The 16,581-nt window shown below is 71.7% G+C and carries 15 protein-coding genes; 9 read left to right on the top strand and 6 right to left on the bottom strand.

Annotated features, from left to right (window positions below; translation table 11 throughout):
* Positions 1 to 192: hypothetical protein (locus N5079_RS29915; RefSeq protein WP_261587508.1), on the top strand; the 192-nt coding region annotated here is incomplete at its 5' end.
* A gap of 42 nt (positions 193 to 234) precedes the next feature.
* On the opposite strand, the gene N5079_RS29910 is transcribed toward N5079_RS29915, so the two are convergent.
* The gene (locus N5079_RS29910; protein WP_261587507.1) at positions 235 to 1,308 is read right to left on the bottom strand and encodes a DUF3866 family protein; all 1,074 of its coding nucleotides are present in this window, start codon (positions 1,306 to 1,308) and stop codon (positions 235 to 237) included.
* A gap of 39 nt (positions 1,309 to 1,347) precedes the next feature.
* Here N5079_RS29910 and N5079_RS29905 point away from each other — a divergent pair, with 39 nt between their 5' ends.
* The 5 genes from N5079_RS29905 to N5079_RS29885 all read left to right on the top strand — a co-directional run bounded on the left by N5079_RS29905 (position 1,348) and on the right by N5079_RS29885 (position 5,790).
* The gene (locus tag N5079_RS29905; RefSeq protein WP_261587506.1) at positions 1,348 to 2,289 is read left to right on the top strand and encodes a helix-turn-helix transcriptional regulator; all 942 of its coding nucleotides are present in this window, start codon (positions 1,348 to 1,350) and stop codon (positions 2,287 to 2,289) included.
* Positions 2,290 to 2,333: 44 nt separating this feature from the next.
* Positions 2,334 to 3,287 (top strand): helix-turn-helix transcriptional regulator, encoded by a 954-nt coding sequence (locus N5079_RS29900; protein WP_261587505.1) that lies wholly within the window; start codon positions 2,334 to 2,336, stop codon positions 3,285 to 3,287.
* Positions 3,288 to 3,593: 306 nt separating this feature from the next.
* Entirely contained in the window at positions 3,594 to 3,929 is a 336-nt protein-coding gene (gene tatA / locus N5079_RS29895) for a Sec-independent protein translocase subunit TatA (protein WP_261587504.1), read from the top strand.
* A gap of 47 nt (positions 3,930 to 3,976) precedes the next feature.
* Entirely contained in the window at positions 3,977 to 4,849 is an 873-nt protein-coding gene (tatC, locus tag N5079_RS29890) for a twin-arginine translocase subunit TatC (RefSeq protein ID WP_261587503.1), read from the top strand.
* Positions 4,850 to 4,911: 62 nt separating this feature from the next.
* Positions 4,912 to 5,790: a diacylglycerol/lipid kinase family protein gene (locus N5079_RS29885; protein ID WP_261587502.1), complete on the top strand. Its 879-nt coding sequence runs from the start codon at positions 4,912 to 4,914 to the stop codon at positions 5,788 to 5,790.
* A gap of 18 nt (positions 5,791 to 5,808) precedes the next feature.
* On the opposite strand, the gene N5079_RS29880 is transcribed toward N5079_RS29885, so the two are convergent.
* Positions 5,809 to 7,287 carry an MFS transporter gene (locus N5079_RS29880; protein WP_261587501.1) on the bottom strand — a complete coding sequence of 493 codons (1,479 nt, stop codon included), beginning with the start codon at positions 7,285 to 7,287 and terminating at the stop codon, positions 5,809 to 5,811.
* Positions 7,288 to 7,365: 78 nt separating this feature from the next.
* On the opposite strand from N5079_RS29880, the gene N5079_RS29875 reads away from it, so the two are divergent.
* Both N5079_RS29875 and N5079_RS29870 read left to right on the top strand, forming a co-directional pair.
* The gene (locus N5079_RS29875; protein WP_261587500.1) at positions 7,366 to 8,070 is read left to right on the top strand and encodes a TetR/AcrR family transcriptional regulator; all 705 of its coding nucleotides are present in this window, start codon (positions 7,366 to 7,368) and stop codon (positions 8,068 to 8,070) included.
* A 52-nt stretch (positions 8,071 to 8,122) separates the two neighbouring features.
* Complete coding sequence (locus N5079_RS29870; RefSeq protein ID WP_261587499.1) at positions 8,123 to 10,837, top strand: DEAD/DEAH box helicase; 2,715 nt, start codon at positions 8,123 to 8,125, stop codon at positions 10,835 to 10,837.
* 22 nt (positions 10,838 to 10,859) lie between these two features.
* Here the strand turns inward: N5079_RS29870 and N5079_RS29865 are convergent, their stop codons facing one another.
* On the bottom strand, positions 10,860 to 11,525 hold the full coding sequence (locus N5079_RS29865; RefSeq protein WP_261587498.1) for a DsbA family protein: 666 nt from the start codon (positions 11,523 to 11,525) through the stop codon (positions 10,860 to 10,862).
* Positions 11,526 to 11,659: 134 nt separating this feature from the next.
* Here N5079_RS29865 and N5079_RS29860 point away from each other — a divergent pair, with 134 nt between their 5' ends.
* Positions 11,660 to 12,346, top strand: coding sequence for a DUF429 domain-containing protein (locus tag N5079_RS29860; protein WP_261587497.1), 687 nt, complete (start codon positions 11,660 to 11,662; stop codon positions 12,344 to 12,346).
* Positions 12,347 to 12,442: 96 nt separating this feature from the next.
* Here N5079_RS29860 and N5079_RS29855 read toward each other — a convergent pair whose 3' ends face one another.
* The 3 genes from N5079_RS29855 to N5079_RS29845 all read right to left on the bottom strand — a co-directional run bounded on the left by N5079_RS29855 (position 12,443) and on the right by N5079_RS29845 (position 16,474).
* Positions 12,443 to 13,954 carry an RNB domain-containing ribonuclease gene (locus tag N5079_RS29855; protein WP_261587496.1) on the bottom strand — a complete coding sequence of 504 codons (1,512 nt, stop codon included), beginning with the start codon at positions 13,952 to 13,954 and terminating at the stop codon, positions 12,443 to 12,445.
* A gap of 182 nt (positions 13,955 to 14,136) precedes the next feature.
* Entirely contained in the window at positions 14,137 to 15,039 is a 903-nt protein-coding gene (locus tag N5079_RS29850; RefSeq protein WP_261587495.1) for a 5'-3' exonuclease, read from the bottom strand.
* A 52-nt stretch (positions 15,040 to 15,091) separates the two neighbouring features.
* Positions 15,092 to 16,474 carry a PP2C family protein-serine/threonine phosphatase gene (locus tag N5079_RS29845; RefSeq protein ID WP_261587494.1) on the bottom strand — a complete coding sequence of 461 codons (1,383 nt, stop codon included), beginning with the start codon at positions 16,472 to 16,474 and terminating at the stop codon, positions 15,092 to 15,094.
* Between the last annotated feature and the right edge of the window lie 107 nt (positions 16,475 to 16,581).

The following is a 16,581-nucleotide window of genomic DNA, read 5'->3' as shown; positions in this document are numbered from 1 at the left end:
GGCACCGGATCCACGGCACCGGATCCACGGCACCGGATCCACGGCACCGGATCCAGGGCACGAGGGTCCACGGCGCAAGGTCGTGGTCGCGCAGGGCGGGCCGAGGGCCCGAGCCACGAAGCATTCACCTTCAAGGACTTCTACGAGCCCGCCGGGACCGGAGCTCAGGATCCCGCCGCGATCCTCGCGTAGGGCCCTCCTTGACCGGAGACCAAGGTCCGCCGGGATCGTCGCTCAGGCTCGCAACGCGGCCGCGTGCCTGCCGGCCGCGGCCGAGGCGAGGAAGTAGGCGAGGTCCTCGTCCAGGCCGCGGCCCATGGTGGACAGCCGCACGGGCGATTCGCGGAGCGCCTCCACCAGCCCGTCCACCGGCACGCCGACGAGCTCGTGCCGTACGGCCAGGGCCCGGGCCTGCTCGCGGACCAGCGCGCCGAACGCGCCGGGCAGCTCGGGCACCACGACCTGCGCCGGGGCGAGCGCGACCCGGCCGTAGGCCGTGAGCGAGTGGTGTGAGACCCCGATGTGCCGCTCGCGCTTGTCGCCCTCGCTGACCCGGAGCGCGGCGACCGGCCGCCCGGCCAGCACGGCCGCGGCGTTCACCGCCTCTCCGGCGGACACGCCCGAGAAGCCCCAGCGGGTGCCGGTGCCGAGGTTGCCCGGCCCCTGCGTGACGATCGCGACGTCGGCGCGCAGCACGTGCCTGGCGGCCAGCAGGCCGGTGTGGAGGGTGACCGCCTCGACGTCCCCGCCGAAGGCCTGGCCGACCGTCACGACGCCGCACAGCCAGTCGCGCGCCCGCAGTTCGGCGCACGACATGGAGAACCAGGCCGGGAGTGCCCCGCCGTCGAGCATCACGTACGCCACGCGAGGGCGCTCGCCGGGAGCCGAGGCGTAGAGGCCGCAGAGGATCGCGGGCAGCGCGGAGTGCAGGTCGGCGATGACGACGGGCATGCCGTCTATCGAGTCGGCGTCCTTCAGCAGCGCGTGGTGCGGAGAGTCCTGCTCGTCCGCGCCGAGCACGGTGGCCTGCAGCGGCGTGTAGCGGGCCTTCACCAGGTGGCCCGGCCCGGTCGGATCTTCCGGCAAACGGTCCGGAACGGCCACCACCATGGCGTACCCTCCCGTACCGAGGCCCATGGCGAGCGCGGTCGTGTTGAGCAGCACGGCGTCGCCCGGCTCCGGGCGGCCCACCAGCGAGGGGTAGGCCAGTGCTCGGCACTCGCCCTCCGGGAGGGTGACGTCCAGCTCCATCGCGCCCGGCCATTCGCGCCGGACCCGCGCCACCTCGCCCTTGCGCCATCTGATCACGCCGAAAAGGGTAGCGTTCTCGATTGGAGGGGAGGCCCGATGTCGCGGCGGAAGACCGAGCGGCTGCTCAATCTGGTGATCTGCCTGCTCGCGACCCACAGGCCGCTGAGCGCCGAGCAGATCCGGCAGGCCGTCCCCGGGTACGACCCGGACAACGACGAGGCCTTCCAGCGCATGTTCGAGCGGGACAAGAACGAGCTGCGCGAGATCGGCATCCCCATCGAGGTGCACAAGGACCCGTGGGAGGACGACCCCGGCTACCGGATCGTACGGCAGGCCTACGAGCTGCCCGAGATCACCCTGGAGCCCGACGAGGCGGCCGTGATCGGCCTGGCCGCCCAGGTGTGGCAGCGGGCCAGCCTGGCCGAGGCGGCCAGCGGCGCCCTGCTCAAGCTCCAAGCCGGGGGAGTGCGGACCGACCTCGCCGAGAGCCCCCTGGAGCTGCGGGTGGACACCCGCGACCCGGCCTTCCCGGCGCTGTGGGAGGCCGTCCGCGACCGGCGGCCGGTCACCTTCCCCTACCGGTCGGCGGGCAGCGAGTCGGTCCTGACGCGAGTCATCGAGCCGTGGGGCGTGGTGAGCCGCCGCGGCCGGTGGTATGTCGTGGGGCACGACCGCGACCGCGACGACGTCCGGGTCTTCCGGCTGAGCAGGATCACCGGCCCGGTGACCAGCGTCGGACGGCCGGGCACGGTCACCGTGCCGGAGGGCGTGGACCTGCGGTCCATGGTCGGTTTCCAGGAGCTGCCCAGCGAGAGGACCGCCCTCGTCAGGATCCGCCAGGGCTCCTGCCAGGGGCTCCGGCATGCCGCGCAGGCCGTGCGGACCGGGACCGACGGGTGGGATGAGGCCGAGGTCGCGTTCGCCGACCCCGAGCGGCTCGCGGGGTGGATCGCCAGCCTCGGGCCCGACGCCAAGGTCATCGACCCGCCGGACGCCCGCGAGGCCGTCATCCGCCGGCTGAAGGGCGCGCTGCAGTGACCTCCACGACGAGCACACCGCCCCGCGCGAGAGGGGACCGCCCGATGAGATCCGACCGGCTGCCGAGGCTCCTCGCGCTCGTGCCGTACCTGATGTCCCACCCGGGGGCGGAGGTGCCGGAGGTGGCGCGGCTGTTCGGCCTGTCCGAGAAGCAGCTCATCGACGACCTCCAGCTCGTGTGGATGTGCGGCCTCCCCGGGCACACCCCCGGCGACCTCATCGACGTGTCGTGGGACGGCGGCGAGATCACGATCGACAACGCCGACGCGATCGCCCGGCCGCTGAAGCTGGGCGTGGACGAGGCGAGCGCGCTGCTCGTGGCGCTGCGCATGCTCGACGAGCTGCCCGAGTTCAAGGGCCGCGACGTGCTGGCGAGGGTGATCGCCAAGCTGGAGCAGGCCGCGGGCGACGGGGCGGCGACGGTCAGCAGCCAGGTCCAGGTGGAGATCGGCGCGGCGCCGGACGCCCACGCCGTGATCACAGACGCCACCCGCCGGGGGAGGCGGCTGTCGCTGCGCTACTACGTGCCCGGCCGCGACGAGGTCACCCCGCGCGAGGTCGACCCGCTGCGCGTGGTGCTCGTGGACGGGCGGCACTACCTGGAGGGCTGGTGCTACCGGGCCGAGGCGATGCGGATGTTCCGCCTCGACCGGATCCTGGAGGTCGAGGTCCTCGACGTGCCCGCCGACCCTCCGGCCGAGGCCGAGCCGATGGACGTCGCCGAGGGCGTGTTCCGGCCGTCCGACAGCGACGAGCTCGTCGAGCTGGAGCTCACCCCGGCGGGCCGCTGGGTCGCCGAGTACTACCCCTGCGAAGAGGTCGCCGAGCTGGGCGAGGGCCGCCTGCGGGTGTCCCTTCGCGCCCGCGACCAGTCCTGGCTCGTACGGCTCGCGCTCCGGCTGGGCGACAGCGGCCGGGTCCTCACCCCGGCATCGCTGGCCGACCGGGTGGCCGCCACGGCCAAGGAGGCCCTGGCGAACTACGATTCGGTCTCGTGATCCGGTCTCCTGATCCGGGTCCGCTCCACGCGGACGGGGGTTAGCATGGCCGGTATGACGTGGATCTTCGCGGCCGTCGGCCTGGCCGTCGCCGGGCTCGCCGTTCTGGCGGTCCTGACGGCCCGGGTGTTCGCCGCCGCACGGGATCTCGGCCAGGAGGTCGACAGAACCCGGAAGCGCCTGAATCAGACAGGTGATGAACATCCTGTGAGGATTGGGGCGTTCCGAGACCGTGATGGGTAACACTGCCTCCAAGTGCGCGTACGATCGGCACTGAGGTACTCCACTGCGTGGTAAGGATGCATTATGGGCAACTTGGGCCCCACTGAGCTGATCATCATCGGCCTGATCGTCGTACTGCTCTTCGGCGCCAAGAAGCTGCCGGACACCGCCAAGGCTCTGGGGCAGTCCCTTCGCCTGTTCAAGAGGGAAACCTCCAAGCTGCGCGAGGAGGACGAGGAGGCGACCGTCGTCAAGGCGCAGGCCGAGTCCGTCCCCCCGCCACAGGTGACCGCGGCGTCGTCCGTCGAGGACCGGCTGCGCGCCCTGGAGGAGGAGAACCGGCGGCTCAAGGCCACGGCCGAGCCGACCGTCAACGGTGTGCCGCTGTCTCAGGCGCAGAACGAGCAGAGGCCCAGCTGACCCGTCAGGGGTCGCACAAGCCCCCATCCCGGAGCAGGATCACTTAGATGGCGCTGCTGAAGCGGTCGAGCCCGAAGGCTCCCATGGACGACGACGGGCGCATGTCGCTCATCGACCACATCCGTGAGCTGCGAAACCGCCTCGTCAAGATGATCTTGGCTGTCGTGCTGGGCACGGCCGTCGGATTCATCTTCTTCACGCCGATCTGGAACTTCATGGTGAAGCCGTTCTGCCGGCTCCCCGCGGCGTACCGGCTCGATCCCACGCACAAGAGCTGCCAGCTCGTCGTGCACGGCGTGCTCGACGGTTTCATGCTGAACCTGCAGGTCGCGCTCATATTCGGCGCGGTGGTCTCCGCGCCCATCTGGATCTACCAGATCTGGGCCTTCGTCACCCCGGGCCTCTACCAGAACGAGAAGCGCTACACCCTCGGCTTCCTCGGCATGTCCGTGCCTCTGTTCGCCGCAGGCGCCACCCTGGCGTACCTGACGATGGACCGGGGACTGGCCATCCTGTTCAACTTCGTCCCGGACAACACGGTGCCGTTGCTGGACGTGGGCGACTACGTGTCGTTCCTGACGCTGATGGTAGTGATCTTCGGCATCTCGTTCCTCATGCCTCTGCTGATGGCCTTCCTCAACGTCATCGGCGTGCTGAAGTTCTCCACCGTGGCCAAGCACCAGCGGACGGTCGTCTTCCTGCTGTTCGTCTTCGCGGCGGTCGCGACGCCGAGCCAGGACCCGTTCACCATGCTGGCGCTCGCCATGCCCATGGTCATCCTGTTCTTCGTCGCCGAGATCTTCATGTACTTCCACGACAAGAGGCGGGCGGCTGCGGACGCGGCGCATGCGCGGGCGATCGAGGAGGAGCTGGACGGGCCGTCGGCAAGCACGCTCGACTCGTTCGACACCAGGGACTGACCAGGGACCGATTCGCCGGGCATGCCTAGCCTGCCGGTGATATGTGCCGGTAGGTTCCGGGTGTGCCCGATGAGCTCGTCGTCTTGGTCAATCCCGCCGCCCGTGGTGGCCGTGCCCTGCGGCTGCTCGACCCCGTCATCCGGCGGTTGAAGCAGGGCGGGCGGCCCGTGTCTGTGATCGTCGGCACCTCGGCGCAGGACGCGCTCGAACGGGCCTGTACGGCTGTCGCGGAGGGGCCCGGCGCGCTGGTCGCCTTCGGCGGCGACGGCTTGGTCCACCTGGCCGTGCAGGCCGTCGCCGGGACCGGCGTGCCGCTGGGGATCATCCCCGCCGGCACGGGCAACGACATCGCCGACGCCCTGGGCATTCCCCGCAGAGACCCCCTCGCCGCCGCGGCCATCGTGGCCGAGGGAAGGTCTCGCGTGATCGACGCGGCCCGGGCCGGGGCCCACGAATGGTTCGCCGGAGTCCTCGCGTGCGGCTTCGACTCCCGGGTCAACGAGCGGGCCAACGGGATGACCCGCCCTCCGGGCATGGCGAAATACGTCGTCGCGCTCGTGGAGGAGCTGCGCTCGTACGCGCCGATCGGCTTCCGGATCACCCTCGACGGCGAGGTGATCGAACAGGAGGCGATGCTGGTCGCCGTGGCCAACACCCGGTCCTACGGCGCCGGCATGCGGGTCTGTCCCGACGCCAGCCCCGACGACGGCCTGCTCGACGTGTTCGTCCTCGGCGCGATGTCCAAGGGCGAGTTTCTCCGTACGTTCCCGAGGGTCTATCGCGGCAGCCACGTCAACCATCCCGCCGCGACGGTCCGGCGGGCCAGGAGCGTGACCCTGGAGGCCGACGGCGTCATCGCGTACGCCGACGGGGAGCGCGTCGGCCCGGCCCCGGTGACCTGTGTCGTCGAGCCGGGCGCGCTGCGCGTCCTCACTCCGTAATCTACGTTGTAAAGGCGCTCAGCCGGACGTGACCAGCTCCGCCACCCCTTCCGTGGGCTGCTCCCGATCGGCCTTCAACAGCGTGGCGAGAACCAGCGACACGAGCATGACGCCCGCGGCCGCGAGGAACACCGTGTCGATACCGGACACGAGGGCGTCGACGGCGCGGCGCCTGACGCCCTCGGGAAGGGACCTGAGCGCCCCCACGCCGATGGAGCCGCCGCCCAGCTTGGCCGACACCACCCGGGTGAGGACCACACCGAACACCGCCGTGCCGAAGGCGGACCCGAGCGTCTGGGCGAAGCGGATCGAGGTCGTGGCCACCCCGAGCTGGGAGACCGGCACCGCGTTCTGCGCCATCATGATCACGATGCCGAGCACCATGCCGAAGCCGGCACCGAGCAGGAACAGGTCCAGGCCGAGGATCAGACGGGAGGTGTCCGCGGCGAGGGTGGCCAGCAGCGCCATGGCGAGGGTGGCCAGGCCCATGCCGATCAGCAGCAAGGTCTTCGCTGGACGGCCGCGCGCGATGAGCGTGCCGGAGACCAGCCCGGAGACCGTCATCCCGGCGGCCATCGGCAGGAGGTACAGGCCCGAGTCGGTGGCCGGAACGCCGCGCACGACTTGCAGGTAGACCACGGTGTAGACGATCGAGCCGATCATCCCGAAACCGGACAGGAGTTGGAGCGGCAGCGCGATGCGCAGCGTGGCGTTCCGGAACAGCCCCAGCGGCAGGATCGGCTCGGCGGCGGTGAGCTGCCGCCAGACGAAGGCGGCCACCAGCACGGCCCCCGCGGCGGCGAGGGTGAGGATGGCCGCCGAGTCCCACGCGTACTTCGTGCCGCCCCACTCCGTGAGGAGCAGCAGGACGCTCGCGGCGGCCGCCACGAGGGCCGCCCCCGGGTAGTCGATGCGGTGCCGCAGGCCCCCGTCGGCCAGACGCAGCGCGGTCGCCCCGGTGAAGATGACGAACAGGCCGATGGGCAGGTTGACGTAGAAGATCCAGCGCCAGCTCAGGTGGTCGGTGAACAGGCCGCCGATGAGCGGGCCCACGACCATGCCGAGCCCGGCCATCAGGCCGCCGATCCCCCCGGCGCTCGCCCGCTTCTCCGTGGGGGTGAGGTGGGCGTAGACGACGAGCGTGACACTCATCAGGCCACCTCCGCCGAGGCCCTGGACGGCCCGGAAGGCGATCAGCTGGGCCATGTCCTGGGCCAGACCGCACAGCGTGGAGCCGGCCAGGAACAGCGCCACCGCGCCGAGGTAGACGCGCTTGGCGCCGTGAATGTCGCACAGCTTGCCGTACAGGGGGAGGGCGGCGGTGGCGGCCAGCGCGTACACGCTGATCAGCCATGGCAGCCGGGCGAGGCCGGTGGCCGGGTCGAGGTCCCGGACGATCGCGACGGAGGCCGTGGACACGATGTTCTGATCGAGGATCGCGAGGATCAGCGTGAGGAGGCAGCCGACGGCGGCGAGCTTCTTCTGGGTGTCGGTCATGCGTCCTAGACTGAGTCAAAACTTTTATCAGGTCAATACTTATTCAAGGTCTAAATATCGACCTGGTATGGTCCTGCTGTGGGCGAGACACTCGGGCTGCGGGAGCGTAAGAAGCTCCAGACACGGCAGGCGATCTTCGGCGCGGCCCTGGAGCTCTTCCGCGAGCGGGGCTTCGCCGACGTGTCGGTGGCGGAGATCGCCGCGAGGGCCGGGATCTCGAAGATGACGGTGTTCAACTACTTCCCCACCAAGGAGGACATCGTCATGGGCCCGATGGAGGAGCACCTCGGCGATCCGGCCGAGATCGCGTCCTCCCGGCCGCCGGGGGAGCCGGTCGTGGCGGCCTTCCGGCGGGTGTTTCTGGAACGGCTCGCGGCGCGCGCCCCCGAGACCGGGCTCAACGAGAACCCGGAGCTGCTCCAGGTGATCAATCTGGTGAAGGAGACGCCGTCGCTGCTCGCCCGGGTGTTCATGGTGCAGCTTCGCTCCGAGCAGTTGCTGGCGGCGGCCCTCATGGGGCGGGAGGCCGGCCCGCACGACATTCGCGCGCCGGTGACGGCCGGCGACCTGGCGGCGTTCCGGAGCGAGCCGGGCCGGCAGGACCTGCGGGCGCGGGTCGTCGCCGGCCAGATCATGGCCCTGTGGCGGGCGCTCCAGGTGGCCAACAGCCTCCGGATGGTCCTCGGAGAGCCGGCCGACGACGTCTACCCCGACGCGGTCGCCGCCGCGAACCTCGGCTTCGACCTGCTGGAGAAGGGGCTCGGCGACTGGGGTTCCCGCTGACGAGATCATGTCGGAGGGCGGCCCGGAATCCGGATATCGGTAGGGTGGCGCTATGAGTACGCCAGCGGAACGCTACGCCGCATTCCGTGAGGAGCAAGCCGGAAACGGACCCGCTCTCGCCTCGTTCCGCGGTCTCTACGACTTCGAGCTGGACGAGTTCCAGCTCGACGCCTGCCAGGCGCTGGAGGCGGGTGACGGCGTGCTGGTGGCCGCGCCGACCGGGTCGGGCAAGACCGTGGTGGGGGAGTTCGCCGTCCATCTGGCCCTGGAGCAGGGCCGCAAGTGCTTCTACACGACGCCGATCAAGGCCCTGTCGAACCAGAAGTACAACGACCTGATCAGAAGGTACGGCCCGGCCAAGGTGGGCCTGCTGACCGGGGACAACAGCGTCAACGGCGAGGCCCCGATCGTCGTCATGACGACCGAGGTCCTCCGCAACATGCTCTACGCCGGGTCGGGCACGCTCTCCGGGCTGGGCTACGTCGTCATGGACGAGGTGCACTACCTCGCCGACCGGTTCCGCGGCGCGGTCTGGGAAGAGGTGATCATCCACCTGCCCGAATCGGTCCGGGTGGTGGCGCTGTCGGCGACGGTCAGCAACGCCGAGGAGTTCGGCGAGTGGCTCGGCGAGGTCAGGGGCGACACCACGGTGATCGTGGATGAGCACCGCCCGGTCCCGCTGTGGCAGCACATGCTCGTCGGGCACCGGCTGTACGACCTGTTCGTCAACGAGGGCGACGACGCCCTGCGGATCAACCCGTCGCTGATGCGCATCTCCCGCGACGAGGCGCGGCTGGCGCAGACCCGCGGCAAGCGCGGCTACTCCAGGCCCGGCCGCGTCAACGGCCCCGCCCGGGCCGACGTGATCGAGAAGCTCGACGCCGAGGGGCTGCTCCCCGCGATCACCTTCATCTTCTCGCGGGCGGGCTGCGACGCCGCGGTCATGCAGTGCCTGTACGCCGGATTGCGGCTCACCAACGAGAACGAGCGGCACGAGATCCGCCAGATCGTCGACGAGCGGACCGCGCACCTCCCAGACGAGGACCTGGCCGTCCTCGGCTACCTGGAGTGGCGCGACTGCCTGGAGCGCGGCCTCGCCGCCCACCACGCCGGCATGCTCCCCGCCTTCAAGGAGGTCGTCGAGGAGCTGTTCACCAAGGGGCTGGTCAAGGCGGTGTTCGCGACCGAGACACTCGCGCTCGGGATCAACATGCCCGCCAGGTCCGTCGTGATCGAGAAGCTCGACAAGTGGAACGGCGAGACCCACGCCGACCTGACGCCGGGGGAGTACACCCAGCTCACCGGCCGGGCCGGGCGGCGCGGCATCGATGTCGAGGGCCACGCGGTCGTCGTCTGGCAGCCCGGCATGGACCCGCTGAGCGTCGCCGGGCTCGCGAGCACCCGGACCTACCCCCTGCGCTCCAGCTTCCAGCCGTCGTACAACATGGCGGTCAACCTCGTCGGGCAGGTCGGCCGCGAGCGGGCGAGGACCCTCCTGGAGGACTCCTTCGCCCAGTTCCAGGCCGACCGGGCGGTCGTGGGCCTGGCACGGCAGCTCCGCAAGGCCGAGCACGCCCTGGAGGGCTACGCCGAGGCCATGACCTGCCACCTTGGCGACTTCCAGGAGTACGCCGCGATGCGCAGGCGGCTGTCCGACCGCGAGGCCGAGCTGTCCCGTCAGCGCGGGGCGGCCCGCCGGGCGCAGGCCGTACAGTCCCTGGAGGTTCTGAAGCCCGGCGACGTCATCCGGGTGCCCGGCGGGCGGCGGGCGGGCCTGGCCGTCGTGCTGGACCCGGGGATGAACGTCCGCGGCGAGGGGCCCTCCCCGTTGGTGCTGACAGTGGGCAAGCAGGTCAAGCGGTTATCGCCCGCCGACTTCCCGGTGCCGGTCGAGCCCGTCGACAAGATCAGGATCCCGAAGAACTTCAACGCCCGGTCGCCGAAGGAGCGGGCCAACCTCGTCGCCACGATGCACGCCAAGCTGGGCGACCGCGACCTCGGCAAGCCCGCGAGGGCCCGCGACCACGCGACCGAGGACGAGGAGATCAACCACCTGCGGCGGGAGCTGCGCAGGCATCCCTGCCACGGCTGCGACGAGCGCGAGGACCACGCCCGCTGGGCCGAGCGCTACCACAAGCTGCTCAGGGAGACCGAGTCGCTGCGCCGCCGGGTGGAGGGCCGCTCGCACGTGATCGCCCGCACCTTCGACAAGGTGTGCGGCGTGCTCGACCAGCTCGGCTACCTGGAAGGCGAGACCGTCACCGAGGAGGGCCGCCGGCTCGCCCAGCTCTACACCGAGCTCGACCTGCTCACCGCGGAGTGCCTGCGCGCCGGAATATGGGAGAGGCTCGACCCCGCCGAGCTGGCCGCGTGCGTGTCGTCGCTGGTGTACGAGTCGCGCCAGTCGGACGACGCGCGCAGCCCGAAGATCCCGGCGGGCGCGGCCAAGGAGGCCCTCGCCTCGATGGTCCGCCTGTGGGGCGAGCTGGAGGGCATCGAGCAGGACCACGGGCTGTCGTTCATCAGGGAGCCCGACCTCGGCTTCGCGTGGGGGGCCTTCCGGTGGGCCAAGGGGCACAGCCTCGACGCGGTGCTCACGGACGGCGACCTGGCGGCGGGTGACTTCGTCCGCTGGGTCAAGCAGCTGCTCGACCTGCTCGGCCAGCTCAAGGACGCCGCGCCCAAGGGCAGCAAGGTCCGCGAGACCGCGACCAAGGCCATCGACGCCATGCGGCGGGGCGTCGTCGCGTACTCCTCGGTGGCCTAGAGCCCCGACCGGTCCGGCAGCGTCATACCGTCTGCTGCCGGTCATCGGCCCACGGCGTGCTCCAGTCGATGTCCCTGCCGTCCAGCCGCACGGTGGGCGTGCCTTCGACGCCGTGGGAACGGGCCGACCTCGACACCTGGTCGGCCCGTTCCGAGGTCTCCGGTGACTTCAGGCACGCGGTGAAGTCGTCCTCCCGGAGCCCGACCTTCCGGGCGTATCCCACCAGGTCCTCGATGGGGAACCCGCCCTCAGCCAGCTCGTCGGGCTGGTGGGCGTACAGCTCGTCGTGGTAGGCCAGCCACTTCCCCGGGTCGGTCACGCACAGGGAGGCCATCAACGCGCGATGTGAATTGGCGCGGGTGACGGGCTTGTCGTCGCCGAAGATCGTGAACGGGTAGATGATCACGGCGATCTCTCCCCGCATCGCGGCGTCCCTGACCGTGCGGCCGTTGATCCGTTCGAACTCCTGGCAGTACGGGCACTGGTAATCCTCGAACACCTCCAGAAGAGGTTTCGTCAGGCCCGCCTGCGCCATCACGACTGTGCCGTCCGGCCGCAAGGTGATCAGGTCTGACGGCGAGGTCGGAAGGGGCTGCCGATACTGCGGGGAGATCGCCCCCACGCAGACGACGGCGAGGGCCACCCCCGCCACGGCGAACTGGACCAATCGCCTCCGAGTCGCGGGCACAATCGGCCTCCCCATCGAGTTCGCGGATCGGTGACCATGATGATCACGTTCGGGCAGGCCACGTTACGGGATTCGCCCGGCACCTGACCAATCGCGCTCCTCTCAGGCGCACGATGGGGGCGGACGATGGACTCATGGGCCGGGTGCTGGGGATCGACGCGTGCAAGGCGGGATGGATCGGCATCGCGCTCGGGGACGGCGACCCGAGCGCCTACTTCGGGACCCGGATCGGCGAGCTGGTCGCCGACGCGGACGAGGACGGCGCAGTGGGTGTCGTGGCCGTCGACATGCCGATCGGCCTGCCCGACCGGGGACGGCGGCGGGCTGACGTGCTCGCCCGGCAGGCCGTGGGCCGGCGGTGGCCCTCGGTGTTCATGACCCCGGTCCGCGCCGCGCTGGAGGCGGACGACCATGTATCGGCGGTGGAGGCCAACCGGCGGCTCGCCGGGGAAGGGATCTCCCGCCAGGCGTTCGCGCTCAAGGAGAAGCTGCTACAGGTCGATCACTGGGTCCGCCGGACGACGCGCCGCGTCGTGGAGGTCCATCCCGAGGTCTGCTTCGCCGAGCTGGCGGGCGCGCCGCTCACGTCCCGCAAGTCCACGTGGGCCGGCGCGCGCAGCCGAGGCGACCTGCTCGCCGGCGCGGGGATCGTGGTGCCCGCCGACGTCGGGCCCGCCGGGGAGATGGCCGCCGTCGACGACGTCCTCGACGCGGCCGTCGCCGCCTGGACCGCCCTGCGCGTCGCCGACGGCCGGGCCCGCCGCCTGCCGGACCCGCCCGAGACGTTCAGCGACGGTGTCGAGTGCGCCATCTGGGTGTGACACCGGGCATGTCCGCGTCGCGGTGCCGCGCCCCCCGCCGCCCCCCGCCGCCCCCCGCCGCCACCTGGCGCTCGGCTGGTCCGGTCTGGGTCTCCGTCAGGCCAGGGTGAACCGGACCTCGCGAGTCCCGGGCTCGGCACGTGTGAGCCGCACCCGGACCCGCTCCCCGAGCGGCAGACGGTCCCCGTCGCAGCGGGCGATCACCGCGGGCTCGGTGACCTGGACCTGCCCGCCGGGCTTGCCCTCGTCGACGTCGATGACGACTGCGTCGAACAGGTCGCCCACCCGGTGCCGCAGGACGGCCGCCTCGACCAGGTCCACGCAGGCCCGCTCGACGCCGGCCGCCCGCCTGCCGGACACCGCCATCTGCTCGGGCAGCACGACCAGCGCCTCCTCGACCCGCTCGGGAACCGGCTCGCCCGCCGCGACCGCCAGGCAGACCTCGGTGGCGTACCGGTCGACCAGCCGTCGCAGCGGCGCCGTCACGTGCGCGTACGGCGCGGCCACGGCGGCGTGCGCGGCATGCGCCGGCGGAGAGCCGTTGAACGAGGCGTAGGCCGCGCCCCGCAGCAGGATCGTGGACTCGTGCAGGAAGGCCGCGTGGCCGGGGATCTTGGGGTCTAGCCCGTGGACGACTTCGCCGTAGGACGCCCCGTCGGGCCATGGCACGCCCAGTGCGGCGGCCACCCTGCGGACCTTCGCGAGGTCCTGCGGCCCGGCCTCCGGCAGGATCCGCAGCACCCCCACGCCCGCGTCGAGCATGAGCTGCGCCGCCGACATGCCGGTGAGCAGGGAGATCTGCGCGTTCCAGGCCTCGCAGGGCAGCGACGCGCGGAACTCCACCACGTAGCCGTCGCCGTCCGGGACCACCTCCTGCTCGGGCGTCGGCAGGGTCACCCCGCCCCGGGCCCGCTCCAGCGCCAGCAGCAGCGGCCCGACCTCGGCGAGCAGCTTGAGCGTCCCCTCGGCGGTGCCGGTGTCCACGGCGGCCTGCACGGTCTCATAGTCGAGCCGGTCGCGGCTGCGGACCATGGCCCGGCGCAGGTCGACCCCCACGGTCTCGCCGTCGGAATCGAGATCGACGCACCACAGCGCCGCAGGGCGGGTCTGCCCAGGGAGGAGGCTGGCCGCCCCCTCCGAGAGCACCGTCGGGTGCAGCGGGACCCGGGAGTCCGGCAGGTACACGGTCTCACCGCGAGTCCTGGCCTCCAGATCGACCGCTCCGCCGGGCCGTACGAACGCGGCGACGTCGGCGATGGCATACCAGACGCGGTAGCCGTCGGGCCGCTTCTCGATGCAGAGCGCCTGGTCCAGGTCCATGGAGCCGGGTGGGTCGATGGTGACGAACGGCAGCTCGGTGCGGTCCTCGCCCGGGGTGAGCGCAGCGCCGGCCGCCTGCCCGGCCTCCTCCAGCACGGAGGCCGGGAACCCGCCCGGCAGGTCGAAGTCGCGGCGGATGCGGGCGAAGCCGTCGAGAAGCCCATCCGCGCGGCTGCCCGTGGTCCCGGTTCCGGTCCCGTCCTCGGGCTGCTCGCCGGGCTCGTTCGCGGGCCCGTTCGTGAGCGTGTTCCTGCGCTGGCCCGCGAGGCGGATCGTTGTGTGCGGCACGCGCTCAAACTACTCCCGCGCGGACGATCCACTCGCATCCGGCACGCTCGCCTCGCCGGGTTCCGGCCGCGACCGGCCCCCCCGCGTGGCCACCGGTGCGGGTCACAGGGCCGTGGTGAGCCTCGCCCACCGGGGTGCGGTCAGCGGCCCGTGGTCACTGCGGCATGGTCACTGCGGCATGGTCACCGGTCGGCGAGCACGGCGAGCAGGCGGTTCAGCGGGCTGTCCAGGCCGTACCGGTCGGCGAGGGCGACCAGGCGCTCGGGGTCGCGGGGCTTGGCCGGGCAGGTGAGGTCGATGTCGGGGACCGGCGCGTCGTGGGCCACCTTGACCACCGCCGGCGCCACCGCGAGGTAGTCGCGGGCCGCCGCCAGCTTGGTGCGCGCCCCGGCGGGGAAGCCGTCGGCCGTGCCGCTGTCGAGCGCGGCAAGCAGCGCGGGAAGCGAGCCGAACCGGGTGATCAGCGCCGCCGCGGTCTTCTCGCCGATGCCGGGGACGCCTGGCAGGCCGTCGCTCGGGTCGCCGCGCAGGGTGGCGAAGTCGGCGTACGCCCGGCCGGGAATGCCGTACTTGGCCGTGACGAAAGCCTCATCGACCAGCTGAAGGTTACGAATGCCCCTTACTGTGTAAAGGGCGCGGCAGGGTTTCGCGTCATCGACGAGCTGGAACAGATCCCGGTCACCGGTGACGATGTCCACCGCGCCGGTCGCCTGGGTCGCCAGCGTGCCGATGACGTCGTCCGCCTCGTAACCGGGGACCCCGAAGCTGGCGATGCCGAGGGCGGCGAGGACCTCCTCGATGACGGGGACCTGGGGTGCCAGCGTGTCGGGGACCTCCTCCTCGTTGCCGCTCGCCACCCGGTGCGTCTTGTACGTCGGGATGGCGGCGACCCGGAAGGCCGGCCGCCAGTCGGCGTCCATGCAGGCCACGAGCTCGGTGGGGGAGTGATCGCGGACCAGGGTGGCGATCATGTCGATGAGCCCGCGGACGGCGTTGACCGGCGTGCCGTCCGGCGCGGTGATCGACTCCGGGATCCCGTAGAACGCGCGGAAGTAGAGCGACGGTGTGTCGAGTAGCAGCAGCACCCGTCCATTGTCGCGCCTGCCGCCCCGCCCCGCGCGCCGGTTCGTGCTCCCCTTACCTCTCGGCTCCGGGATTCCGGTCGCCGCCGAGGACGCTGACGGCCAGGAGGCAGGTGTCGTCCTCCGGGTTGGGGCCGCCGATCGCTTCGATCAGCCGGTCGAGGCCGGCGTCCAGACGGGCGTCCAGACGGGCGTCCAGACCGGCGTCGAGGCTGGCGTCGAGGCTGGTGCCGGGATCTGTGACCGGATCGTCCTGGTGGTGCGCGGCGGCGGCTCCGGCGGCCTGCAGGGTGAGGGCGAGGCCGTCGCCGATGTCGCGTGACCGCCGCTCGATCAGCCCGTCGCTGAACATCAGCAGCAGGTCGCCCGGCTCCAACCGGGTCTCCGCCACCGTGTACGGCACGCCGGACGTGGCGCCGAGCACGACGCCGTGGGGTGCGGCGAGCTGGCCCGCGATCCCACGCCGCACCAGGATGGGCGGCAGGTGGCCCGCCTGCGCCCAGGTGAACAGCCGCGTGGGCGGGTCGAAGTAGCCGCACACCACCGTGGCGGTGGTGTCGTCGAGCCGGTTGAGGACGAGGGCGTTGAGCCAGGCCAGCAGCCGGTCCGGGGAGGCGCCGGTCATGGTCAGCCCCACGAGCGCGTGCCGGAGTTGCGCCATCTCCGCGATGGCGGGCAGCCCGTGACCCGACACGTCTCCGACGGCGAGGAACATCCGGCCGTCGGGGAGCCGGGCCGCCTCGTACCAGTCGCCGCCGAGGCTGGCCGCCTTCTCGGCGGGCACGTAGCGGACCGCGATCCGCGCGTACGGGAGGGCCAAAGAGGCGCCAGGCTCGGGCAGGATCGCGTCGCGGAGCGCCAGCGTGATGTGGCGCTCCTCCGCGGCCTGCTCGCGCACCTCGAGCAGTTGCCGCTTGGATTCTGACATGATCTGCTCGGCCTGGCGCCGTCCCGTGATGTCCTGGATGATCCCGTGGACCCCCGAGGCCGCGGGTTCCAGGACGGCCCGCAGGTTCCGGATGCCCCCGCCTTTGCGTATCCGGAACTCCGCGTGGACCGGCTGCTCGCCCCTGGTCACCCTGGAGACGAGGTTGTCGAGCACGGGCCGGTCCGAGGGCTCGGCGTGCTTGGGGAGGTCGTGCAGCCGGATGGGGCCCTGCTCGGCGTCCCTGCCGAAGATCACGTACATGTGGTCGGACCAGGCGGTCTCGCCGGTGTTCAGGTTCCACTCGCTCCAGCCCATGTTGCCCAGCCGCTGAGCGTGGGCGAGCAGCCGGGAGCCGTGGTTGTGCGCGAGCCGGACCCGGAGGTGCCGCAGGCTCTCCGCGCGCGGTGCCGAGCCGCCGCCGGACGTGCCGTCCAGGACCTCCCCGAACGGCGTCGCGGACCCGTCCTCGGGCAGGTCGCGAAGGGCGCCGGCGGACAAGACGCCGGACACGGCACCCGATATGGCGCCGGATATGGCACCTGACCTGACGCCGGATGCGACGCCGGGCGGGGCGCCCGGTTCGCGGTCGTCCGCGGGGGGGAGGGGTGGCTGTGGGC

The sequence above is a fragment of the Planotetraspora sp. A-T 1434 genome, from assembly GCF_025420585.1.
Classification (GTDB): Bacteria; Actinomycetota; Actinomycetes; order Streptosporangiales; family Streptosporangiaceae; genus JAOEGB01.
The sequence above is the reverse complement of the archived record's forward strand: the minus strand, read 5'-3'. Positions and strand labels throughout refer to the sequence as shown.

Excerpts from the sequence above, each read along its gene's own strand:
- tatA (WP_261587504.1), top strand. The coding sequence starts at position 3,594 with ATGGGCAACTTGGGCCCCACTGAGCTGATCATCATCGGCCTGATCGTC.
- N5079_RS29860 (WP_261587497.1), top strand. The coding sequence starts at position 11,660 with ATGGGCCGGGTGCTGGGGATCGACGCGTGCAAGGCGGGATGGATCGGC.
- N5079_RS29900 (WP_261587505.1), top strand. The coding sequence starts at position 2,334 with ATGAGATCCGACCGGCTGCCGAGGCTCCTCGCGCTCGTGCCGTACCTG.
- N5079_RS29870 (WP_261587499.1), top strand. The coding sequence starts at position 8,123 with ATGAGTACGCCAGCGGAACGCTACGCCGCATTCCGTGAGGAGCAAGCC.
- N5079_RS29905 (WP_261587506.1), top strand. The coding sequence starts at position 1,348 with ATGTCGCGGCGGAAGACCGAGCGGCTGCTCAATCTGGTGATCTGCCTG.
- N5079_RS29880 (WP_261587501.1), bottom strand. The coding sequence starts at position 7,287 with ATGACCGACACCCAGAAGAAGCTCGCCGCCGTCGGCTGCCTCCTCACG.
- tatC (WP_261587503.1), top strand. The coding sequence starts at position 3,977 with ATGGCGCTGCTGAAGCGGTCGAGCCCGAAGGCTCCCATGGACGACGAC.